Here is a 22,005-nt window from a genome sequence, read left to right as displayed (position 1 = left end):
AAACATGTTTATATTTTGTGCGGTTGTGCGCTGGTTAATTAAGCCAAGGCAAATTTATTACTCTGTGAGAGTTAAATATGGTTTAATTCACAATAATGAAAAATAATAACAGATTTGTAGATGTATGGCACAATTGCGTGATGGTTTTCAAAGCCGCCTTGGCTTTGTTTTAGCAGCTTCTGGCGCTGCAGTTGGATTAGGTAATATTTGGGGATTTCCCACGCAAGCGGCAAATCATGGCGGCGGCGCGTTTTTACTAGTCTATTTTATAGTTATCTTTTTTTTAGCCTTGCCAGCTTTATACACTGAGTTGTACTTAGGTCATAAAGCGCAAGCTAATCCGGTTAAAGCACTTAGACAAGCATGGCAAGAGCAAGCACCGCAAGTAGGCGCTGCTGCTGGTTATTTAGGTTTAGCCGGTGCGATTGTGATGCTGAGCTTTTACTCAATTGTTGCAGGTTGGATGCTTGCTTATGCCCTTGAACCCATTGCTAGCTTTTTTGGATTTACCACCGTCAGTACGTTTTTACACACGGATTCGATGGCGCGTAATTTTGTATTTACACCACTGATGCTGATCCTCACTGCGAGTATTATTCTCAAAGGTGTTAAATCTGGCATAGAAACATGGTCGCGACGGTTAATGCCGATGCTATTAGTGTTACTCGTTGTGCTAATTGCTTATATAGCCACGCTTGATGGCGCAAGTGAAGGCTTTGCTGCGTATTTAGTGCCAGACTTTAGCCAAATACTCGACCCAGGTTTAATTATTGCGGCAATGGGGCAGGCGTTCTTTTCGCTGTCACTGGGTGTCGGTTGTATGATGATTTATGGCTCGTACTTGCAGCCTGATGCTAATTTGCCGCGGTTAACCGCGTCGGTAGCGTTACTTGATACAGGGGTTGCCTTTTTAGCTGGTTTATTAATTATTCCTGCAATTTACGTGGCGCAGCACAATGGCGTGCAAGTATTTAGTGATGGAAAATTAGTGGGAGAAGGGCAACTAATTTTCGCAATTCTACCGCAGTTATTTAATACTATGGGCGAAATTGGCTTATTGGTTGGTTTACTGTTTTTTGTACTTATGTCGATTGCATCACTCACATCGACTATTTCATCAACTGAAATTCCAGTGGCTTTTTTAGTTGAAAACCATCAAGTAGAGCGTAAAAAAGCGACGTTTTTAGTGAGCTTAACGGTTTTAGCCGCGTCATCGTTGATTATTTTCAATTTTGATTGGCTATTTGGTTTAGTGATCATGGTACTGACTCAGTATCAATTACCGCTTATGGGCTTATTTTACTTTATCACTGTAGGGTGGTTGTGGCGCCGTGGTAATCAATTAAATGAGGCTGCAAGTGGCATGCGTTATTGGTTTGCTCAGTACATACGTTATGTGTGTCCGATACTGATGACCGCCGTGTTCGCTAATGTCGCGTTTGGTTGATAATTTAGCTGTCAGTTTTTTAGTTTTAATTGTTTAATACATAGTGTTATACCAATCGTTTTAAGTTACTGACCATTTAGCTCGCTAGAATGGTTAAATATTTAAGTCGATTGGTATTATATCCAAGGAGGAATTATGAACATAGATGTTAAAGTCCCTACGCTTCCAGACTCAATACACACAGCAGATATCGCTAAACTTTATGTTAGTGAAGGCCAACTCGTTTATGCCGGTGATGTGTTATTTGATGTTGAAACTGAAAAGGTTGTTTTAGAAATAATGGCCGACTGCAGTGGCATTATTGAGAATATAACGATTGCAAATGGCGACCATGTTAATCCTGAACAGGTTGTAATGACTTTGCAGCAGCTTGCAGACAGCGAACTGCCAGCACGACCAACAGTAGACCAAACCCATGACAGTAAACTGTCAGTAAACTGTCAGTAAGCGGCTCAGCAGAAGAAGACGCTATTGCTTCTGCATTATTTAGTAAACTAAATACTATCTGCTGGGTAATTGGTTTTATTATCGGTGTGGCTGCAGGTGTTTTAGGAACCCTCATTGTGCTGGGTAAATAGCTAAAATGACCAATTATGTAAACCACCCAAGATATGGCAGCGAGCCAATCATCTCTGGTAATAGTTATACAAAGCAAGAAATCGAGAATGCCTTTTGGTGGTATAAAAGTGTTCGCTACTTTCCTGAGACGGCAATCCCCGCAGTTATCGAAAAACAATGTGACAGTTTATATCCAAGGCAACTCTATGTTGATATAGAAGAGCAATGTGTCGATTGTCATAGAGCGTTTATATTTTTTGCTAAAGAGCAGCAATATTGGTTTGAAGAATTAAAGTTTTGGATTGATGCACATGCGATCAAGTGCTTTGAATGCAGAAAGAAAAGCCGTGCAATAAACCAGTTGCAAATTATCTATGCAAACTTAATCATTAAAGAGCATATAACGCTTGAGGAAACTCAATTGCTCAAGTCCAGCGCGCAGCAACTTTTTGAGTCAGGAGTGATCAAAAAGATTAATAAAATAAATGCTATCCGTAAAATGTAAGTGCCAGTGTTTAAGATACTTATATGTATAAGCTTGTTTGTCAGATTCGATTAACAGGACTTGACTAAACCTGACAGTCAGAAGCCTGCCAATTGCAGGCGTTCAGGAGTTTTAATGTCTGAAGTCAAGATTTGACCCCTTCGGCTCAAATTACCTATGCAAACTTAATCATTAAAGAGCATATAACGTTTGAGGAAACTCAATTGCTCAAGTTCAGCACGCAGCAACTTTTTGAGTCCCGAGTTATTAAGAAGATTAATAAAATAAATGCTATCCGAAAAATGTAAGTAGACGTATTTAAGGGACCTATGTGGTCAACAGACCTAAGTGATTAAGTCTTAACTTGATTTGTCAGATCCGATAAATAGGACTCAATCAAGTCTGACTGTCACAGATGTGCCATGAGCAGACGGGTCGTAACCTTATTCACTTGTTATAACTCAATGAACTCAAGGCCAAACTCTTCATTTGATATTTGTGCTTGTTTAATCGTTATGTGAGGATAATTTTTTCTTACCACCGATAAAATGTTTTCTTTCACATTTTTTTCTATACAAGCACCTAAAATTATCTCTTTGACCGCTGAATTTGGAAATTGAAATAGGTGTACCGGTAAGGGTGTTGTACTGATAGTTTTTTCGCTATCTTCCAGTACAGCACACATTCTCCATTCTTGCTCATATTCCCAAGCCTGTGACTTTATTAAAAATAGCTCTACACCATTCAATTGACTTACAAGTTTGGACGGTCTCATTTTACTGTATGAAACTTTACGCAAATGATAAAACTCATCAACCTCGCTTCTCTTTCTGTTGAAAAAGGGTGAAGTATTATCAAACCCGATACAGAACCCTTTATGCGAATACGCATAATGTGACCAAATCAGAAGATTGTCGTTTTTTTCCGTTAGAGAAAGAACACCAATTAATGTGTTTGCTTTATCAATAAAAACTCTAGTTGTTTCACTGCCCATTTCTTTCAATTTAGTTTTCAAAGAAGGCCAATGCTGTTCATATAATTTACGTGTAACTGCTTCTAGCTGTGCAGGTGAAATTTGTGTGCGTATTTCTGAGGGTAATTTTTGAAGTTCTTCTTGGACGATTGTTTTAAGATCTTCATCCATAGCCTTATCGAACTCTTCCTTTGAGGTCACTGACGAAATTACAGGCCGAAATTCAAAAGGATCATTAAAATCGGCTGGCTGAGTAAAACGTATATGACCAGAGGCTAAAACATCAATTCTATCGGGCTCTAGGTATTTGAAAAGCAAAATACTCTCTCCTGGAGTTATAAGGCCGCTTATTGCCTTGTTATAACAACAAACTACACATTAATAAGCTTATTTTCAACAAACCATAAGCCGAAATTAGGGTATTCATATTTTATATCTAAATATCCATTTTCATATGCCGTCGCAAGCTCTAATTCATATATTTCTGACACAACCCCCAACACCTAAACTCTAACAAGTCTGATGATTCAAGCATATTTTCTTTTAGAATTGTCCAATTAGCAGAGCCCTCAGGCCAAGCATTACATATTGATTTTAGGTAAAAATTTCCGTCTTCCATTATCTCAAATAATGAGAAAGTGTTACCTGTTGCTTCATACTCATCCAAAATAGAACAAAGATGAAAAAAGAACAAAGATGACACCCATCCTAAAGTTTGTATTTCCCCTATTTTTTACTAACTTTAAATTAGTATGAAAAACAAATAGGGTGTTCCATGGCAATTGCAAGAAAGCGTCAAGTAAGTTTGATTGATACAAGGTACTATCATTGTATTTCACGGTGTGTACGCCGTGCTTTTTTTATGCGGTGAAGACCGTTTTACAGGTCAGTCCTATGAGCACCGCAGAGGCTGGGTAGAAGATAAACTACTCGCATTGGCTAAGGTGTTTTGCATTGATGTGTGTGCGTATGCAGTGATGAGCAATCACACACATTTAGTGTTGTATGTTGATGATAAAAAAGCCAAACGCCTTAATGACAAAGCCATTATTCTACGCTGGCATAAGCTGTGTAAAGGCACGTTATTGACGAAAAAGTATTTGCAAGGTGAAAAATTAAGTAAATCAGAGCTCATCTTTTTTAATCAAACGGTTGAGCAATATCGAGAGCGGTTATCCAGTATTAGCTGGTTTATGCGGTTGTTAAATGAAGATATTGCCCGCAGAGCCAATAAAGAAGATAACTGCACAGGCCGATTCTGGGAAGGTCGCTTTAAATCACAAGCTCTACTAGATGAAGCAGCACTTGCAGCCTGTATGGCCTATGTTGATTTAAACCCAATAAGAGCAAAAATAGCCAACACGCCAGAAGAATCAATTCATACCAGTGTGCAAAAACGAATTGAAAGTGCAACCACAGGTAAGCAACCTAAAAAGCTATTACGTTTTGCAGGGATGCCACGGCAAAGAATGCCAAAAGGACTCCCGTTTGAGCTTAAATCGTATCTTGAACTTGTTGAATTAACGGGCCGTGTAATGCGAGAAGATAAGCGAGGATACATTGAAAACACATCCCTTCCTTTATTAGAGCGAGTCAATATTAGCCCAGAGAACTGGTTAAAACTCACAACGCAATTTACCCGCGTGTTCCATGGCGCTGTTGGAAGACCTTCGTCACATGAAAGCTATTGTGATAATTTAGGAAGGAAACGAAGAGCGAATATGAGTAACTGTGAAAAGTTACTTGCATGAGAATCAAACTACTCAGTAAAAATTTAAAACTGCATCATGCAGTTATTGTCATGCATGTAATTTAGGTTTAATAGTGACAATGACCCATTTAATGGATGAGGTGAAAGTAACCAAGTAGCAAAAGATATATTTTAGCCTAAAAGAGTAAATTTAGTGACACAGTTTTGCTTGTTCAATTAGAGTGGCTGTCTGCGTTAGTTGGAGTGGCTGTCTGCGTTAGTTGTCTGCGTTAGTTGATACTCTGGCTGGCTTTGTTAGCTTTTTTCGCTGACCTTTCCAAGCACGTAGTTTATAAATGCGCTACAAGAAACCAACATGTATTTTGCGTCACTATAGCTAATGGAGTCCTCCTCAAGGAGGGCGTGTCTTATACCCCCAGAGTCGTTTGTGTACCCATACAAGTTTGACAAGGCCTTTTTAAAGGCCGGATGAAGGTTGTGACTTTTTTCAATCTGCTATAGCAGAAGAAAAACTTAATTTACTGTCCGGAATTAGTTGACCACAACACTTAGTTTTTAAACTTTTACCTAGCACCTAGCACCTAGCACCTAGCACCTAAATCAACCCCTTATTTAACTTCATTACTTAGTGGTTGGTTATTGGCGAACTCAAGTGCATTATTTACGGTGATTTGCGCAATTTCACTTAATGCTTCTTTGGTAAAAAAGCCTTGGTGGCCGGTGACCAGTACGTTTGGAAAACTTACCAAACGCGAAAACACATCGTCTTGCATAATTTCATCACTGCGGTCTTTAAAGAATAGTTCTGACTCTTGTTCGTACACATCTAGCCCTAAATAACCCAATTTTTTAGTTTTAAGTGCGCCAATACAGGCTTTGCTATCAACTAATGCGCCGCGGGAAGTGTTTATAAGCATCACCCCTTGCTTCATTTTGGCAAAAGCGTGTTCGTTGATCATATGATGAGTTTGCTCGGTTAACGGGCAGTGTAAAGAGATCACATCGCTTTGACTTAATAAAGTGTCTAGATCACAAATTGTATAATTGCCTGGTACTGCATAAGGGTCGCAAACCAATACATTTGCACCAAAGCCATTGAGTATATTTACTAAAGCCAAGCCAATTTTTCCACAGCCAATGATACCAATGGTTTTCTTGAATAAGTTAAAGCCAAGCAAGCCATTTAAATCAAAATTATCTTCACGGATACGGTTATAGGCTTTGTGAGTTTTGCGATTGAGGGTAAGCATTAATGCTACACAGTGCTCTGCAACTGCCTCAGGACTGTAAGCGGGTACTCGGCATACTTTGATGTTATGGGCATGTGCCGCAGCTAGGTCAACGTTATTAAAGCCAGCACAGCGTAATAAAATACATTTCACGCCGAATTGAGCAAGCTGATCAATAACCGTTTTATCAACGATATCGTTTACAAATACGCATACAGCATCAAAGCCTTGGCTAAGTATGGCACTTTTCGCATCAAGAGATTGTTCAAAACGGGTTAATTTGATGCGTGTTTGATTGTTTAAACAGGCATCAAAAGATGCATGTTCATATTTTTGCGAACTGAAAAGCGCTACCGTTAGTTGCATCATTAATATTACTCTCTATGACCTGTTTTAAGGTGTCGGGTTTAGTGCGCGGTGCATAACGTACCGCCAATTGTCCCTCAGAGTTTATTAGAAACTTGGTGAAATTCCATTTTATAGCACGATTTTGTGCAATTCCTCGGGTATGTGCTTTTAAATAGTTAAATAACGGGTGAGCATCAGGGCCATTGACCATTACTTTACTAAACACAGGAAAACTAACATTAAACTGTTGTTGATAAAAGTCTTTAATATCAATGTTGTCTATTGGCTCATTGTAGTCAAATTGATTGCACGGAAATGCCAGCACAGTAAAACCATTCGCTTTATATTGCTGATATAGTTTCTCGAGTGCGCTTAACTGCACCGAAAAGTTACACTTACTGGCGGTATTGACGATTAAAATCGTTTTGCCTTTTAACTGACTTAAGGCAAAATTTTCGCCGTTATAAAGCGGGGCACTGAATTGATATATGCTATCCATAGGTTACCTATTTTGTGTCGTCCATGAAGAAATTTAATGAAGACTTTTTCATTCGCTTTTTTACTGTTCGGTTGAGATAATCAAATTATCTTTTTAAGTTACCACTGAAATAGGTCAATTTTATGTCAATGAAAGTCGCATTTATCGGTTTAGGTGTAATGGGTTATCCAATGGCGGGTCATTTAGCAACTGCCGGTCATCAAGTAACCGTGTATAACCGTACCACAGCAAAAGCACAGCAATGGGCAGAAAAATACGCAGGTCAGGTGGCATTAACGCCAGCAAAAGCCGCAGAACATGCAGATATCGTATTTATGTGTGTAGGTAACGATGATGATTTACGCTCAGTCGTTTATGGTGCTGACGGGGTGATTAAAGGTATGCAAGCAGGCACTATTTTAGTCGATCACACTACGACTTCAGCCGAAGTTGCGCGCGAAGTATCCGCTAATGCGGCACTAAAAGATATTGCGTTTATTGATGCGCCAGTATCGGGTGGTCAAGCTGGTGCTGAAAATGGTGTATTAACAGTCATGGCTGGTGGCGACTCAGCAGTGTTTGCAAAAGTACAACCAGTTATGGCGGCATTTAGCCGTTTTAGCCAGTTACTTGGCGAGGTTGGCTCTGGGCAGTTGTGTAAGATGGTTAATCAAATTTGTATCGCTGGCGTAGTGCAAGGCTTGGCCGAGGGCTTACATTTTGCAAAACAAGCAGGACTTGATGGCGAAAAAGTCATTGAGACGATTGCAAAAGGTGCGGCTGGTTCATGGCAAATGGAAAACCGTTACAAAACCATGTGGGCAGGTGAGTACGAATTTGGTTTTGCTGTTGATTGGATGCGTAAAGATTTAGGTATTGCGTTAGATGAAGCAAAAAATAATGGTGCCACTTTACCAATGACCGCGACGGTCGATCAGTACTACGCTGACGTACAAGCACTTGGTGGTGGGCGTTTTGACACATCAAGCTTATTGGCGCGCATCGAAGCGTTACATAAAAAATAGATAATCAGAGCGTCGGATAATAAGTCTATCGCCAGCAAGTAAATTAAACGCTAACTGTCTTAAATTTACTTGCATAAGCCCGCAATTAGCGGGTAGATGTGGCTTATTATTCCTGAAATCTCCAGTTACGTAATCACTGACCCAAACATTGTTTGGGTTTTTTATAAAAATTAATTTTTCTTAAGGTTTATTTAAGTTTTGCTCGTTAGATTTTACCCATAGTCTAAAAAGAGCGAACACTATGCAATCACTTCAAGTTACTAACTTGCCTGTTACCAACACACATGATTATGTGTGTGCAAATGCAAACATGCCATTTCGTGTGCAATTAGAGCAAGTCGTTAAAGCGAGTTTTGCCAGAGCTTACGGCGCCAATATTAAGCAGTTTATGCCGGTGTTATGCCAATTAAGTATTGCCGCTGATTCTTGCACGCTGGGACTTAGAGCTGCTACTCAATCACTTTTTATCGAGCAATACTTACCAGAGCCGATTGAATACTTTGTTGATGTACCGAGGGAAGATATTTACGAGCTTGGTAATTTATGCTCAACAAATCGCAAAGCGACTCTCGCTCATTTTGTACTAATGAATGAAGCACTTTATCAAATTGGCGCAAAACGTTTGGTATTTTGTGCCACTGCAAAGGTTAGAGCATTATTAAAAATGCTCGGAGTTAATTGCACTGAAATAGCATTAGCCAATAGTCAGGCACTTGATAACCCAGCAGATTGGGGGACTTATTATGAAAATAAACCAACACTGTGTGTGGTTGATTTAGCGGCTGCTCATGATTGCGTAATAAACACACCTCATTTGTTTAATATTAAACAGCACTATCATCAAGCGAGTTGCCAATTAGCATCGCAATTGGAGGCATAATGGGGTTTTTATCGAAATTACCACACGCAGCGCTTGATACTGTGATTGTTGATCATCATGACCAACAAATGCAGCCGATCAGTAAACAGATGCTGATGCAAGCAGTGGCAGAGTTAATTATCGACTTTAAAGCGCTTGATATGTCAGCCGTGGCGTTTGTAATGGACAATACGCCTGCTTGGTTAATTGTTGACTTTGCATTGATTGAGTTACAACAAGTAAGCATTCCGCTGCCGACCTTTTTTAGCCCACAACAGCTAACTAATAGCGTGAATAAAAGCGGCGTTTCGCATTTTATCAGCGACACCCCCTGTGAACTTGACGGGTTAGAATGTATTGCGACCTTGAGCGTGTTAACCCGCTACCCGCTTTATATATATAAAGTAAGCGCTTCGAGCCCTACAACATTTTTTACAGATACTCAAAAAGTGACGTTTACTTCAGGCTCTACCGGTGAGCCAAAGGGAGTGTGTTTATCTTTACAAAGCCAATTACAAGTGGCGACCTCATTGCATAAAAAAATAGCGATAAAACAGCCAAAACATCTGTGTTTATTACCTTTGCCAGTATTACTTGAAAACATTGCAGGGGTTTTTGCACCGTTATTAGCCGCAGGTGAAGTGCATGTTATGACACTGCCAGAATTAGGCTTCTCTGGGGCAAAATTAAATGATGCCAGTCAACTGATCAATGCCATTGATCGTGTGCAACCGAATACGCTTATTTTGGTGCCGGAATTATTGACCTGTTTAGTCTGGTTTGCCAAGCAGGGATGGACAGTACCAAAGAGCCTGAAATTTATTGCCGTTGGTGGCGCTGTGGTCAGCAGTGAATTGATCACTGTGGCGCGTAGTTTAGGGTTACCAGTTTATCAAGGTTATGGCTTATCTGAAGCTTCATCAGTGGTGAGCTTAAACACGCCAAATGATGATGACATAGAGTGTGCAGGGCGGGTGTTAAATCACTTGCAAAGCAAACTGGTAGACGGGCAGCTATTTATTAAAGGACCCTTATTTTTAGGCTATTTAGGTCAACAACCCCATGATCAAACGAGTTGGTATGCAACCGGTGATTTGGTTGATCAACAAGAAGGTCGGTTAACTATTAAGGGGCGTTTAAAAAACCAAATTATTACTAGTTTTGGGCGCAACATCAGCGCTGAGTGGCCTGAATCTTTGCTACTCAGTAACAGTGAAGTACAACAAGCTGTTGTCTTTGGTGAAGGTAAAGCGCATTTAGTAGCACTTATTTATGCATCAGTAAATATGACTGATGAGGTATTAGCGGAGCATTGTAGAGGTATTAACGCACAATTACCTGAATATGCCCAAATTAAAACATTTCATCGCTTAGCTGAACCACTTACTGCAGAGCGGGGATTATTAACCAGTAATAACCGCCCTAAACGCCAAGCAATAGCAAACTATTATTATGCACAACTAACAGCACTGTACAGTGAGGCAATATTATGAGCAATTTTTTCGAGACATTAAAATCACAAACCCAAGCAGAACGCGAGTATTTACTGGCTGCACCGATCATTGCTCGAGTATTCAAGGGGCAAGTAAGCACAACTGAGTATGCTTCATTTTTAGCTCAAGCCTATCATCACGTTAAACATACGGTGCCATTAATGATGGCCGTGGGCGCGAAATTATCGACTGAACAAGAGTGGATCCGCGAGGCTGTTGCGGAATATATAGAAGAAGAAATAGGTCATCAAGAGTGGGTGCTCAATGATATTGCAGCCTGTGGTTTTGATAAACAACAAGTACGTCAAAGTGCTCCCAAATTTGCCACCGAGTTAATGGTTGCTTATGCCTACGATACAATTAATCGTGGTAATCCATTGGCATTTTTTGGCATGGTGCATGTACTCGAAGGTACTTCAATTGCGTTAGCCGATAATGCGGCAAGTAATATAGCCAATATGACCGGATTACCTAAAAAGGCATTTAGCTATTTAACATCTCATGGGGCTTTGGATATTGAGCATGTGAAGTTTTTTGAAGATCTGATGAATAAAATAGAGTCTCCTGCAGATCAACAAGCGATTGTGCATGCCGCTAAATGTTTTTATAAGTTATATGGCAATATTTTTCGTGAATTAGATACAGATCCACAGTTTGCAAGTAGCGACTTGGAGCAAACTGCATGAACCGTCCACTTTGCGTGTTAACAGGTGCGACAGGCGGAATTGGTCAAGCCGTGGCATTAAAGTTGATTCAGCATGGCTGGCGTTTACTGTTAGTTGGTCGTCAACAAGCACAACTAGAGGCATTACAGGTTAAGTGTGGCCAAGACTGTGAGATATTTATTGGTGATTTAACATCAGCACAGACTCGCCAAAAACTACTTGAACATGCTAAATCACTTGGCGGTGCAACAATGCTTATCAATAACGCTGGCATTAATGTGATGCAAGGTTTTAGTGAAATGACGGAGCAGCAAATAGATGACTTACTGATCGTTAATCTGTCGGTGCCAATTAAGTTATGCCAACTATTTTTACCACAAATTTTAGCTAAAAAAGGCTCAATTGTTAATGTGGGATCATCGTTTGGTAGTATTGGTTACCCTTATCAAACCTTATATTGCGCAAGTAAATTTGGTTTACGAGGAATGACCGAAGCGCTGGCCCGCGAACTCAGTCACTGTGATGTAAAAATATTATATTTAGCACCTAGAGCAACTGATACAAATATCAATTCAGTGCAAGTACGCGCGATGAATAAAGCTTTAGGCAATACAATGGATCCACCTGATAAAGTGGCAGATGCGCTCATTTCATTATTGAAATCTGGAAATTCACGCAGTTACATTGGCTTTCCAGAACGCTTATTTGTCAAACTAAATGGTGCTTTTCCATCCTTAGTAGATAACGCAATTGCAAAACAACTTCCTAAAATTAAAAGTTTTTTTGCAGATAAAATTGATAAAGGTGAATGACTATGATTAAACTACTTTATACTAGCTGCTTGTTAACTGGGATATTTTTAACCAGTGCAGCGCATGCTGATGTTGCTAGCGAATTAACTCAGGTGCAAACAAGTTGGGCAACTGTGAATTATGAATTAGTAGATAAAGCGCAGCTCAATGCATTTGAAAAGTTATCAGAGCAGGCCGCTGAGTTTGCAAAGACCTATGATGATCAGGCACAAAGCCATATTTGGTATGGTATTGTGCTATCTAGTTATGCTGGGGCAAAAGGTGGCTTAGGTGCATTAGGATTAGCAAAAGATGCTAAAGCACAGTTGGAGCAAGCCATAGAAATTGATGCCAATGCGTTGTCAGGCTCTGCTTACACCAGTTTAGCGACCCTTTATAGTAAAGTACCGGGTTGGCCAATTGGATTTGGTGATGATGACAAAGCGAATAAATTATTTAACCAAGCGCTTGCTATTAATCCAAATGGTATCGATAGTAATTACTTATACGCGGCATTTTTGTATGACGAAAGAGAATACAAAAAGGCAAAAACACATTTACTTGCCGCTCAACAGGCTCCTGCACGTCCTGATAGGCCAAAAGCGGATTTATACCGCCAGCAAGAGATCACCCAATTGTTGGCAAAAGTAGATAAAAAACTTAAGAGATAATATGCATTTACTACTGGTTGAAGATGATAAGTTAGTGGCTGAAGGATTGTGTCGTTCACTTCGTCAACAAGGTTACAGTGTCGAGCACTGTGCTAGTATAAAATCAGCCATGCAATGGCTCGAAAATGACGAGATCGAACTACTTGTACTTGATTTAGGGCTACCTGATGGCGATGGTATTGATGTATTAAAATACGTCAAAAAGCATCGCCCTAACTTACCAGTAGTAATCTTAACGGCACGCGGTAGTATTGATGATAAAGTACAAGGGCTAGATTTAGGTGCTGATGATTATTTAGCTAAGCCATTTGATCCTGCTGAATTATTTGCCCGTTTAAGAGTCGCTAGTCGGCGCGTAACTCATGCGCAATCAAGTACTATTAATGTAGCAAATGTAGAAATGGATACCTCCGCTTTTACAGTCACACTTGATCAGCAACCAGTAAACCTGCCGCGTAAAGAGTTTATGTTACTAAAAGCGCTTTTTGAAAATCAAGGGCGCGTATTGTCCAAACAACAATTAGAAAGCAAACTATATGAATGGGGCGAAGAAGTCGGTTCAAATACCATTGAGGTGCATATCCATCATTTGCGCAAAAAGCTCCCTAAAGATCTAATTAAAACCTTACGTGGTATAGGTTATGTGGTAGGTAAACGTTAGTGTCAATTAAACGCAGACTAACGCTGATTATCTTATCAACGGTGATCCTAACTTGCTTTTTGGCATTCAGTAAAGGTTACCGCGAAAGTATGAGCCAGGCCCAGCTGCTACTTGATAACGAATTGCAAACCATTGCTCATGTACTGATCGAGCAACCTATACACAGCGACAAGCCAGTGTTAAGAAGTGATCTACATCGATTACTGTTTCAAATTTGGCAAGATAACAATTTGCTTAGCGCATCTAAATCATTAGCTGAGCTGGAGCAAAACTCAAGGGTTAACGGATTTAGTGTCGAAAACTTTGCCGGACAGCGAATGCGCGTATTTCATTTAACCGAAGGCACTAAACAAGTGCTGGTGGCAGAGCCGCTGAGTAAACGTTATGAACTTAGCGAGACCATGATTTTGTCAGCAATGACACCTTTGCTTTGGAGTGTGCCACTGCTTGCGGTGTTGATCAGTCTATTTGTCAAACAAGGATTGAGGCCATTAACACGCCTTTCAACATTATTAAAAACGCGACAAGCCAATGACTTTACTGCCATTAATTGGCAAGTGAATGAATACGAAATTAAACCGGTGATCTCACGTTTAAATGATCTGTTTAAACGTGTAGAAAGTGCCTACTTAAGAGAGCGCTTTTTTGCCTCAGATGCTGCCCATGAATTACGCACCCCGCTAAGTAGCCTAAAAATAAATGTTCATAATCTACGCGCACAAGGTGATGGTTGCTTGGAGCTTGATGCAATGGCGCAAGGTATCGATAAACTAAGTAATATTGTTGAGCAAATGTTGATTTTGGGACGCACCTATCCAGAGCAATGGCAGGCACAATTTAGCTCAATTTCAGTGCTAGAGGTCAGTCAACAAGTGGTTGCACAGCTATACGAACGACTTGATGAAAAACAACATATGATCAGTATTGAAGGCGATGATTATGTTATTAATGGTGACCAATTTACCTTGGCAACTTTATTTAGTAATTTATTAAGTAATGCCATAAAGTACACGCCCAGTGGTGGTAACATAGTGATCCGCTTAAACAATCAACAAGGTGCGTATGGTTGGCAGATTGATGACTCAGGTCCTGGCATTGATGATGCCCATAAAGCACGAATTTTTAACCGCTTTTACCGTGTTGGAGGTGATAAACATCCTTCCGGAGAGCAAGGTGCCGGGTTAGGTATGGCGATAGTTGAACATATAGTAACAATTTATGGTGCAAGTATTTCTTTAGCCGACAGTGAATTAGGCGGCTTACGAGTGCGAGTTGAATTTATGCAAGGAGCAGAGAGTGAATAACTGGTTAGGGTTTATCAGCCTGCTGCTATTTAGCGTATTACCGTTTTCGTGTTTTGCTAAAGAATATAAATTAATTTTAAAAGATCACCTTTTTTATCCAGCGGAGATCATCGTTCCAGCCAATACTAAACTAAAACTTTTAATTGAAAATCAAGATAGTACGCCAGAAGAGTTTGACAGCTTTGATTTAAATCGAGAGAAAGTGCTGTATCCAAATCGTAGTAGTGTGATTTATATCGGGCCACTGAGCCCTGGGCGTTATGAGTTTTTTGGTGAGTTTTCACCTAACACAGCCCGTGGTGCAGTATTAGTAGAAGGAAAGACTGATGCTGATAACTAGTTTATTGATGAGTATAAATCAGCTGTTACCGGTTGTAATTTTGCTCGTGCTGCTACAGTCATTGCTAAAACTAAACCAGCGTGTGTTGATAGTAACCGCCTTTGTTGGGCTGCTTTGTAGTATTATTTATGTACAAAGTGCCGCTTGGTTGAGCCAGTTATTTGATCATCGCGGTCTAGAGTTTAGTCAAATGCTGTTATGTGTCATCGTGTATGTTGCATCACTAATAAGTTGTAAACAGCGGCGTTTATTCGCATTGCTTGCAATAGTCGCGGTTATGGCGCTGTATTTGAGTCACTATTTTATTTATCTGGTTGGTTTTTGGCATAACACCGACACATCAAAACCCTTGCTTATAGGTACATCCTTGGGAATAGGGATCTGTGGTAGTTTTGGTGTGTTGCTATTATTTTTACTGCACAGTGTTAGAGCACGATTTGGTGTGTATCCGCTGATGTTGTTATTGGCTTTTAATGTCTCGGCAAAACTACTTATAGTGTTAGATCTGGCCAGCCAAATTGACTTGATCAATATTACATCCAACTACTTTGATTGGCGTGCAGTGTTAGTCGAAAACTCAGAGTTAGGCCGTGTACTCAAAGCCTTAGTCGGCTATGAGGCAACGCCAAGCAAAACTGCATTATGGCTATATCTAGTTGCGGTTTTAGCCTTTATTGGCACCAGCATAGTATTTACTCGGCAATTTTCTCAAAAGGAGCCATCATGAGATTTATTCTCGCGTGGTGCTTAACTTCGATTTTGTTCATGGCATCGTTTAATGTGCGTGCCGATGGAATAGTTGTAGATAAAGTTTACCACCCTTATGTATTACCATTTGAGCGCGAATTTGAATGGCGTCTGATCTCTCATCAAACAGATAAGGGCAATATTTTAGCCCAACGAGTTGGCTTAGGTGGCTCGTTTAACGATACCATGAGTTTGGAAGGTTATGCGGTTGGAGAGCGCGATGACAACGGTAATTTTGGCTTCTCAGCCTACGAATTAGAATTACGTTGGCAGTTGGTTGAGCAAGGGCGGCTGTGGGCTGACTGGGGCGCCTTATTTGAACTTGAAATGCAAGAAGGCAAAGATAGTTATGAAGCCACAACTGGCTTTTTATGGGAGAAAGAATTTGGCCGGACTAGCCTCACCATGAATGCATTTTTAGTCTACGAGTGGGGCGGTGATATTAAAAACGAATGGGAAACTGAGTTTCGCGCACAGTATCGCTATCGCCTTCGCTCTGAGTTTCAGCCTGCATTAGAGCTATACGCCGGAGAAGACTTCTTTGGTATTGGTCCAGGTTTTATTGGGCTACATCGATTTTCAGCGAAGCGACAACTAAAGTGGGAAGCAGGATTTGTGACAGAGCTGAGCCAACAAGGTAAAGATCACAGTTTTCGCCTTGCCCTAGAGTTTGAATTTTAAAGCAAAAAGCCGCGAAAACTTTTCTCGCGGCTTTAAATCTCTGCAAACTACATACTTTGTGCGTAGTTATAAAGCGCTTTTAGAATAGTCAGATTTTTTTCATTATCGTCATGTTCATGGGCGAGATTTTCTAGCGTAACCATAAAATCTTGTGCGCTGATCGATGGTTGATCTTCACCATGCATTAATTTGTTTTGGCAATATTGACGCCACTGATCAAGTTCATCTTGATTAAGCGATTGCGGCCAGTTACGGGCACGGTATTTAAACAATAAGTTATCAAACTTTTTATCTTCAAAATCCAACTTCATACCCGCTAATTGCTCTGGGCTGGCATCACGGATAATGGCAAATTTAGCTTTATCAGCATGACTGGTGAAGCCGTCGTATAACATGTAATCAGTATTGGTGGTTTTACCGTAATCGGGCTTATCGTTAAATACTTCAGTGACTTTATCGCGAAGACTTGGGTTGGCTTTTAAAATCGCAAGATTTTTTAAACACTGCTCGCGGTCAATGCCTAAGCGGGCGGCGTTTTCAGGTAATAAGGTTTTAGCAGGCGCTAAAATAGGGCATTTATTTAAATGTACCAGTTTTAAACCAACAGGCAGTTCATCATCGGCAAGCTCACTGCGCTTGGTATAAAGGCGGGTGCGCAACTCTTCAATTGATAAATCGAGTAATACCTGTGGATCTTCGGTTAAGTTAAAACACACTACTGCATTTTTATTAGTCGGATGAAAGCTCATCGGGGCAATCCAACTGGTACAGCCTTGGGTCGCAGGAATACGTGATGAAGTATGCACCAGCGGCGTCATATTAAATACATCAACTAACTCAGCTAAGGCTTTTTTACCGCGCAAACTAAAAAAGAAGTTATACAGTTTTGGCTGTTTTTCTTTTATTAGTTTAGCCAAAGCAATCGTCGCGGTTACATCGCTTAGTGCATCATGTGCCGCAGCGTGTTCAATGCCATTGGCAACAGTTAAATGTTCCAACTTAAAGCTTGGGCTGCCATCTTCTTTTAACGGCCATTCAATACCCTCAGGGCGCAGTGCATAACAAGCACGCACTAAATCTATAATATCCCAGCGGCTGTTATTGTTTTTGTATTCGCGTTCGTAAGGGTCGTAAAAGTTACGGTAAAAGCTATAACGGCTTACTTCATCATCAAAACGAATGCTGTTATAACCGGCCACGCAGGTATTCGGCACACTAAATTCAGCATGAATTTTGGCAATAAAGTCAGCCTCAACTAAACCTTTTTGCATCGCCACTTGCGGAGTAATACCGGTGATCAAACATGCCTCAGGATGCGGTAAATAATCAGCTACAGGTTTGCAATATTCAATCAGCGGCTCACCAATAATGTTTAAATCAAGATCAGTACGAACACCCGCGAACTGGCTCGGCTTATCCTTTTGCGGACTCGCCCCCCAGGTCTCATAATCGTGCCAGTAGATTGTTGCTTGATTTTGCTCTTGATAAGCCATTTAAAAACCCTTTAAGTTAGCTTGAAGCGGTTGCAATACCGCCAAGTTACTAAATTCATGAATTATTTAGATTATGGCATACAGGCGAGGGAGTTTATAGGTTTGGATGATGAAATGATGGTAATCATACTATTCTCGGGTAGCTTGTCTTAAGTATTGCGAAACCTAATTAATCATTAAAAGAAAATCCTGCTTAAAAACTCATAACTATGAATATATTCAATTGTCGGTTGAGTTTTAGCCTGAAAAAATTTTACTGCGAGCTACAAGAGCATTATCGTAGGCGTTAAGCTTGCTGGCGCATTTTTTGGTCGAGAAAACAAGGGCGAGTATCAGCGTTAAAGTTTTTATAAATCAGTGTTCTAAATTAAAAGCAATATTTAAATTGTTGTTGAGCTTTTTGGCCCTATAAGTAGGAGTGTGCTTTAGCCACGAATGTTTTTTACCTTTTCATCATGTTCTACACTTTAAAGCTTTCCTATTGCTCAGATGGAATTCATCATCAATTGCTTATTTTCAGGTTGTTACGACGAGAAAGAGCTTAAAAGCATATTTGCAGCTAATTTATATAATTAAGTTGCTGAAACTAATTATAAAGTTCACAACTAGTATTGTATTCAATACTAATAGCGATTACGTACAAGTCCAGTAATATTTCATTGTCAGGCGTATATGAACAATTTAATGCCGTTAATAAATAGAATATCAGTTCGTTTATTAGACTAAAGTCTATAAGTTAATTTTCTTCACTTATCGGGTTTAGTTTTATCGTTTGTCGAAATTGAGCCAACACTCTAAAGTTCAGTTGTCGGCAACAGAGCCGACATGACACGACTCAAACCAAATAGGAATATAATCATGAAACGTTCACTAATCAAAACCATCGCACTTGGCTCATTATTTACTTGCTCAGCGGCTGTTATGGCTGATCAAAGTGATTACAAATTAATGATTATTGATAATGCGGCAGCGTCTCAGCCAGTTGAACAATCATTTAATAACTGCGCATTAAATGTGAAATCAAAAAATTATGCACAAGCAGATGAAATTTGTACCAAAGCAATTGCATTGCTAAAGCAAAGTAATGGTCCACGTATGAAAGTTCGCGAGCTAACGTCATTTGCATTAAGCAACCGTGGTGTGTCACGTATGATGGCAAACAATGATACGGCTGGTCTTTCTGATTTATACGAAGCGGCACAAATCGCTGATAGCGAAATGGTTTCTCATAACCTGACGCGCGCTAAAGAGTACCTTTCTCTATAATAGTTTTTATAAACGATTAAAGACAAAACCACGTTAGGCTTAGCCAACGTGGTTTTTTGTTTTTTTAAAGTGTTTCTCTTCTGAGCCAACCGTAAAACTCACTTATTTATTTACGTATTTACTGGCCTCAGTTTAGCTGTACTAAATATATTAAATTTTAAGTTGTAGAGTGAGGCTTTATCTAAACTAGTAAAAAATAAAAACACTTCAGAGGGCGCTGAAGTGCTTTGTACAAGGGGAGTAATGTTATTTTACTGTGCAGTAGCGACTAGTTTAACCCAGTCATAACTGACTATCCCTAGTAACCCGATTTGTAACGATTGACCAGCGTTAACGGCTAAAGTACAGCTTTCGTTGCTGCCGGGATTTTTTGACTGGCAATCATACTTTGTTTGCGTGACGGCACCATCTGCATTTACATATAGGCTTATATCTCCTTGGCTGCCTGCTGTACTTATTGTTACAGATGTTTTTCCTGTAGGAACCAGATAGCTGTATCGTTGCCAAAAACCGGGAAATCCATAGGCGCGAGAGGTAATAATTGTGCTATCTCCCGTCGGTGGTGTACTGTTTTTATAATCAGCCATGATAGTGACATTATTGTAGCTGCTATAGGCTTTGAGCATAATATAATAGCGACCCTCTCCTAGGTTAACTGTACAGATTTCCTCGTTACCATTTTTAAAGGGCCGACAGTCATAGTCTGAAGTGGTGGGCTTAGCGCCTTTCTTAACGTATAGGTCTGCATCGCCGTTACCACCTGATATGCTCATCGTAATATTATTGGCCTCAGCTGGCACATCAATAAAATAGATACTTTCTTGGTTTCTTGTTGCATTAAGACCTGGTAATGCTTGGCCTTTATTTAACTCAATGTCAGATGACGTACCATCAGAAACACTGACTAGCTGAGCTAGTGTGTTGGTGTTGTTATTGCTATCTTGAACGGTTACAGAAACGTTGTAGTTTCCAGTAGAAGTGAAGGTGTGCTGTACAGTTGCGCCACTGCCTATTTGATTATCGCCAAAATCCCAGCTGTAATTAGTTATTGTGCCCGAAGAGCTGGAACCAGTAGCATCAAAGTTACATTGCAATTGATCACAATTGTATTCAAAACGGGCCGTAGGCGCAGGAGGGGTATTACCATCATTATCGCCAATGGGCACAGTACCGTTAAAATAGCTGGCTACTTGAGGCCAAATTTTACTTATTTTAGCTCCTTTGTTGTAGCAGCCACCTAGATGATGCAATGCAATAACACGATTGCTTGATGCAGCTACAACAGGCGAACCAGATGAGCCACCAATGGTATCGCAATAATATCCTATATCGGTGTTGTTGCCACGGCCATTTGTTGAAGGAGCATTAACTTGGCATAAACCATCATTGTCTTGATCTGACTCTATTGCAAGTTCTTTGGGGTTACCGGATCCATGTTGTGGAATATATATGCGTTCACTTTGTTGCGCGTTTCGTACATCTAGCCCTAAATAACCAAACTGCTCGATAGTGCTAAAATCATTAACACTGAACAAAGTATAATCGAGCGTGTAATCGGTTTTAAAAAACTCATTCCCCGTGACTTTTACGACAGTTTCTTTAGTTGAGCCATTACAGCTTTTATTTTGATAATTAAACCATACTTCCGTTGAGGCAAGTTCTGATGCGGTCTCAATACAATGATTATTAGTAAATAATTTATTATCACTCCCAACGCGCCAGCCCGTGCATAAACTGCGCCCACCGATCACTAAGCGCGCAATAGGTCGGCTTCGGTCAAACTCTATTGGATGGGAATCAGCCCAGCATTGCACATCTTTTCGTTCATTAACGCCACAGGTTGATAATAGCGCTGGTTCATTGCCATTATTTAACTCTGTATTCGTATTTATATCACTTTCGGTGCCATAAAAATAACTATCAATAATGCCAAACTGGGTTTGTTGTTTACTGAGTGTCGGGTCGGGGTAATATTCAATGATAACGCTGTCATTAGAGACCGACATAGCTGAAAACGAATGCACCCCGTCATCACCTTTAACATCATCAATTGTTGCAGCATTCATGTTGTCACTACTATATTCGTATCGTTCAGTGTTATCTTGGTTTCTGACGACTAGTTTTGCATTACCACTGAGTTGCACCCGACTAAAATGTACTTTTATATAATCAGCACCGGGATGACTGATTGTATGGCTGATTACTTGGCTTTGAATATTTACAAATTGCTTAGAGAGTTTTAAATGAGTATCGGCTTGTGCACCGATTGTCGTTTTTTTTGCTGCTTGATTGGTATGTTGCATAATAGTCAGTTCATCGACTTCAGCAATACTGTGTTGGCCATAGATGGCAATTGCAATTAATGCTGCATATTTACATTTTTTCATCTTTATTTCCTACCATAGTTAATTTACCGACTGTTTGATGTAAAACTAATGATTAATTGCATGTTTGATTCATAAAAATCTTAGCAAATAATCAGAACCCAATTGCTAAAGCAAAATCTAGAGTGAATTTTAATCAATGCCAATAAATTGCGTGAAATATTTAGAACCCCCAATAAGTGCAATAAAGTCAATAAAAAAACTTGTTTGTTATCCAGTTGAAAACAAAAATGTGATGGTTAACAACAAATGAGCTGGTTACACGTGCATGTTTAATGTTTTTATTTTGTAAATTTAATGTAAATATAAGTGTGCGTTTTTATGTTTTTAAACACGTTTAGTGAGCTAAATATAACTAAACGTGTTCTTTACTGAAGGTTTTTTAACTATTAATAGT

The 22,005-nt window shown here is 39.8% G+C and carries 20 protein-coding genes and 1 pseudogene; 16 read left to right on the top strand and 5 right to left on the bottom strand.

Features of this window, described 5'->3' with window-relative positions:
• The first annotated feature begins 124 nt into the window (after positions 1-124).
• The 3 genes from H5163_RS03420 to H5163_RS03410 all read left to right on the top strand — a co-directional run bounded on the left by H5163_RS03420 (position 125) and on the right by H5163_RS03410 (position 2,510).
• Positions 125-1,447 (top strand): sodium-dependent transporter, encoded by a 1,323-nt coding sequence (locus H5163_RS03420; protein WP_182719136.1) that lies wholly within the window; start codon positions 125-127, stop codon positions 1,445-1,447.
• Positions 1,448-1,582: 135 nt separating this feature from the next.
• Positions 1,583-1,894, top strand: a complete 312-nt coding sequence (locus H5163_RS03415; RefSeq protein ID WP_182734335.1) for a biotin/lipoyl-containing protein — start codon at positions 1,583-1,585, stop codon at positions 1,892-1,894.
• A gap of 136 nt (positions 1,895-2,030) precedes the next feature.
• On the top strand, positions 2,031-2,510 hold the full coding sequence (locus H5163_RS03410; protein ID WP_182734334.1) for a zinc-ribbon domain containing protein: 480 nt from the start codon (positions 2,031-2,033) through the stop codon (positions 2,508-2,510).
• A gap of 433 nt (positions 2,511-2,943) precedes the next feature.
• Here the strand turns inward: H5163_RS03410 and H5163_RS03405 are convergent, their stop codons facing one another.
• On the bottom strand, positions 2,944-3,780 hold the full coding sequence (locus H5163_RS03405) for a DUF2971 domain-containing protein (protein WP_182734333.1): 837 nt from the start codon (positions 3,778-3,780) through the stop codon (positions 2,944-2,946).
• A gap of 457 nt (positions 3,781-4,237) precedes the next feature.
• Between H5163_RS03405 and H5163_RS03400 the strand changes: the two are divergent.
• Positions 4,238-5,213 (top strand): annotated as a pseudogene (locus H5163_RS03400) (transposase).
• Between the two features lie 568 nt (positions 5,214-5,781).
• Here H5163_RS03400 and H5163_RS03395 read toward each other — a convergent pair.
• Entirely contained in the window at positions 5,782-6,768 is a 987-nt protein-coding gene (locus H5163_RS03395; protein WP_149981180.1) for a 2-hydroxyacid dehydrogenase, read from the bottom strand.
• On the bottom strand, positions 6,728-7,249 hold the full coding sequence (locus tag H5163_RS03390; RefSeq protein WP_145233015.1) for a glutathione peroxidase: 522 nt from the start codon (positions 7,247-7,249) through the stop codon (positions 6,728-6,730). The genes H5163_RS03395 and H5163_RS03390 overlap by 41 nt, the downstream gene beginning before the upstream one ends.
• A gap of 122 nt (positions 7,250-7,371) precedes the next feature.
• Between H5163_RS03390 and H5163_RS03385 the strand changes: the two genes are divergently transcribed.
• From H5163_RS03385 to H5163_RS03335, 11 genes are all read left to right on the top strand, one after another.
• Positions 7,372-8,253: an NAD(P)-dependent oxidoreductase gene (locus tag H5163_RS03385; RefSeq protein ID WP_145233016.1), complete on the top strand. Its 882-nt coding sequence runs from the start codon at positions 7,372-7,374 to the stop codon at positions 8,251-8,253.
• A 241-nt stretch (positions 8,254-8,494) separates the two neighbouring features.
• The gene (locus tag H5163_RS03380) at positions 8,495-9,133 is read left to right on the top strand and encodes a thermostable hemolysin (RefSeq protein ID WP_182731254.1); all 639 of its coding nucleotides are present in this window, start codon (positions 8,495-8,497) and stop codon (positions 9,131-9,133) included.
• Positions 9,133-10,605, top strand: a complete 1,473-nt coding sequence (locus H5163_RS03375) for an AMP-binding protein (RefSeq protein WP_182734331.1) — start codon at positions 9,133-9,135, stop codon at positions 10,603-10,605. Before H5163_RS03380 ends, H5163_RS03375 begins: the two co-directional genes overlap by 1 nt.
• On the top strand, positions 10,602-11,291 hold the full coding sequence (locus tag H5163_RS03370; protein ID WP_145233019.1) for a TenA family transcriptional regulator: 690 nt from the start codon (positions 10,602-10,604) through the stop codon (positions 11,289-11,291). The genes H5163_RS03375 and H5163_RS03370 overlap by 4 nt, the downstream gene beginning before the upstream one ends.
• The gene (locus H5163_RS03365) at positions 11,288-12,082 is read left to right on the top strand and encodes an SDR family oxidoreductase (RefSeq protein WP_149980955.1); all 795 of its coding nucleotides are present in this window, start codon (positions 11,288-11,290) and stop codon (positions 12,080-12,082) included. Before H5163_RS03370 ends, H5163_RS03365 begins: the two co-directional genes overlap by 4 nt.
• Positions 12,079-12,732 carry a hypothetical protein gene (locus tag H5163_RS03360; protein WP_404936304.1) on the top strand — a complete coding sequence of 218 codons (654 nt, stop codon included), beginning with the start codon at positions 12,079-12,081 and terminating at the stop codon, positions 12,730-12,732. Before H5163_RS03365 ends, H5163_RS03360 begins: the two co-directional genes overlap by 4 nt.
• 1 nt (position 12,733) lies before the next feature.
• Positions 12,734-13,393 carry a response regulator transcription factor gene (locus H5163_RS03355; RefSeq protein ID WP_182734329.1) on the top strand — a complete coding sequence of 220 codons (660 nt, stop codon included), beginning with the start codon at positions 12,734-12,736 and terminating at the stop codon, positions 13,391-13,393.
• Positions 13,394-13,482: 89 nt separating this feature from the next.
• Positions 13,483-14,697 (top strand): ATP-binding protein, encoded by a 1,215-nt coding sequence (locus H5163_RS03350; protein ID WP_220493594.1) that lies wholly within the window; start codon positions 13,483-13,485, stop codon positions 14,695-14,697.
• Between the two features lie 13 nt (positions 14,698-14,710).
• The gene (locus H5163_RS03345; RefSeq protein WP_246175520.1) at positions 14,711-15,037 is read left to right on the top strand and encodes a cupredoxin domain-containing protein; all 327 of its coding nucleotides are present in this window, start codon (positions 14,711-14,713) and stop codon (positions 15,035-15,037) included.
• Positions 15,024-15,764, top strand: a complete 741-nt coding sequence (locus tag H5163_RS03340; protein ID WP_182734326.1) for an iron transporter — start codon at positions 15,024-15,026, stop codon at positions 15,762-15,764. Before H5163_RS03345 ends, H5163_RS03340 begins: the two co-directional genes overlap by 14 nt.
• Positions 15,765-15,802: 38 nt before the next feature.
• Complete coding sequence (locus H5163_RS03335) at positions 15,803-16,465, top strand: hypothetical protein (protein ID WP_259397125.1); 663 nt, start codon at positions 15,803-15,805, stop codon at positions 16,463-16,465.
• A gap of 47 nt (positions 16,466-16,512) precedes the next feature.
• Here the strand turns inward: H5163_RS03335 and sbcB are convergent, their stop codons facing one another.
• Positions 16,513-17,958, bottom strand: a complete 1,446-nt coding sequence (gene sbcB / locus H5163_RS03330; RefSeq protein ID WP_182731262.1) for an exodeoxyribonuclease I — start codon at positions 17,956-17,958, stop codon at positions 16,513-16,515.
• Between the two features lie 858 nt (positions 17,959-18,816).
• Between sbcB and H5163_RS03325 the strand changes: the two genes are divergently transcribed.
• Positions 18,817-19,224, top strand: coding sequence for a hypothetical protein (locus tag H5163_RS03325; protein WP_149980964.1), 408 nt, complete (start codon positions 18,817-18,819; stop codon positions 19,222-19,224).
• A gap of 251 nt (positions 19,225-19,475) precedes the next feature.
• On the opposite strand, the gene H5163_RS03320 is transcribed toward H5163_RS03325, so the two are convergent.
• A complete protein-coding gene (locus tag H5163_RS03320; RefSeq protein ID WP_182734324.1) occupies positions 19,476-21,611 on the bottom strand; it encodes a pre-peptidase C-terminal domain-containing protein in 2,136 nt (711 codons plus the stop codon).
• Positions 21,612-22,005: the final 394 nt, after the last annotated feature.

The sequence above is a fragment of the Pseudoalteromonas sp. SG44-8 genome (assembly GCF_014164125.1).
GTDB classification, from domain to species: Bacteria; Pseudomonadota; Gammaproteobacteria; order Enterobacterales; family Alteromonadaceae; genus Pseudoalteromonas; species Pseudoalteromonas rhizosphaerae.
This window is presented reverse-complemented; position numbering and strand designations above follow the sequence as displayed.

What these genes read in the sequence shown, in the direction of transcription:
- H5163_RS03420 (WP_182719136.1), top strand. Translation starts at nt 125, where the DNA reads ATGGCACAATTGCGTGATGGTTTTCAAAGCCGCCTTGGCTTTGTTTTA.
- H5163_RS03380 (WP_182731254.1), top strand. Translation starts at nt 8,495, where the DNA reads ATGCAATCACTTCAAGTTACTAACTTGCCTGTTACCAACACACATGAT.
- H5163_RS03320 (WP_182734324.1), bottom strand. Translation starts at nt 21,611, where the DNA reads ATGAAAAAATGTAAATATGCAGCATTAATTGCAATTGCCATCTATGGC.
- H5163_RS03350 (WP_220493594.1), top strand. Translation starts at nt 13,483, where the DNA reads ATGAGCCAGGCCCAGCTGCTACTTGATAACGAATTGCAAACCATTGCT.
- H5163_RS03355 (WP_182734329.1), top strand. Translation starts at nt 12,734, where the DNA reads ATGCATTTACTACTGGTTGAAGATGATAAGTTAGTGGCTGAAGGATTG.
- sbcB (WP_182731262.1), bottom strand. Translation starts at nt 17,958, where the DNA reads ATGGCTTATCAAGAGCAAAATCAAGCAACAATCTACTGGCACGATTAT.
- H5163_RS03390 (WP_145233015.1), bottom strand. Translation starts at nt 7,249, where the DNA reads ATGGATAGCATATATCAATTCAGTGCCCCGCTTTATAACGGCGAAAAT.
- H5163_RS03395 (WP_149981180.1), bottom strand. Translation starts at nt 6,768, where the DNA reads ATGCAACTAACGGTAGCGCTTTTCAGTTCGCAAAAATATGAACATGCA.
- H5163_RS03410 (WP_182734334.1), top strand. Translation starts at nt 2,031, where the DNA reads ATGACCAATTATGTAAACCACCCAAGATATGGCAGCGAGCCAATCATC.
- H5163_RS03340 (WP_182734326.1), top strand. Translation starts at nt 15,024, where the DNA reads ATGCTGATAACTAGTTTATTGATGAGTATAAATCAGCTGTTACCGGTT.
- H5163_RS03365 (WP_149980955.1), top strand. Translation starts at nt 11,288, where the DNA reads ATGAACCGTCCACTTTGCGTGTTAACAGGTGCGACAGGCGGAATTGGT.
- H5163_RS03385 (WP_145233016.1), top strand. Translation starts at nt 7,372, where the DNA reads ATGTCAATGAAAGTCGCATTTATCGGTTTAGGTGTAATGGGTTATCCA.
- H5163_RS03370 (WP_145233019.1), top strand. Translation starts at nt 10,602, where the DNA reads ATGAGCAATTTTTTCGAGACATTAAAATCACAAACCCAAGCAGAACGC.
- H5163_RS03325 (WP_149980964.1), top strand. Translation starts at nt 18,817, where the DNA reads ATGAAACGTTCACTAATCAAAACCATCGCACTTGGCTCATTATTTACT.
- H5163_RS03415 (WP_182734335.1), top strand. Translation starts at nt 1,583, where the DNA reads ATGAACATAGATGTTAAAGTCCCTACGCTTCCAGACTCAATACACACA.
- H5163_RS03360 (WP_404936304.1), top strand. Translation starts at nt 12,079, where the DNA reads ATGACTATGATTAAACTACTTTATACTAGCTGCTTGTTAACTGGGATA.
- H5163_RS03375 (WP_182734331.1), top strand. Translation starts at nt 9,133, where the DNA reads ATGGGGTTTTTATCGAAATTACCACACGCAGCGCTTGATACTGTGATT.
- H5163_RS03335 (WP_259397125.1), top strand. Translation starts at nt 15,803, where the DNA reads ATGGCATCGTTTAATGTGCGTGCCGATGGAATAGTTGTAGATAAAGTT.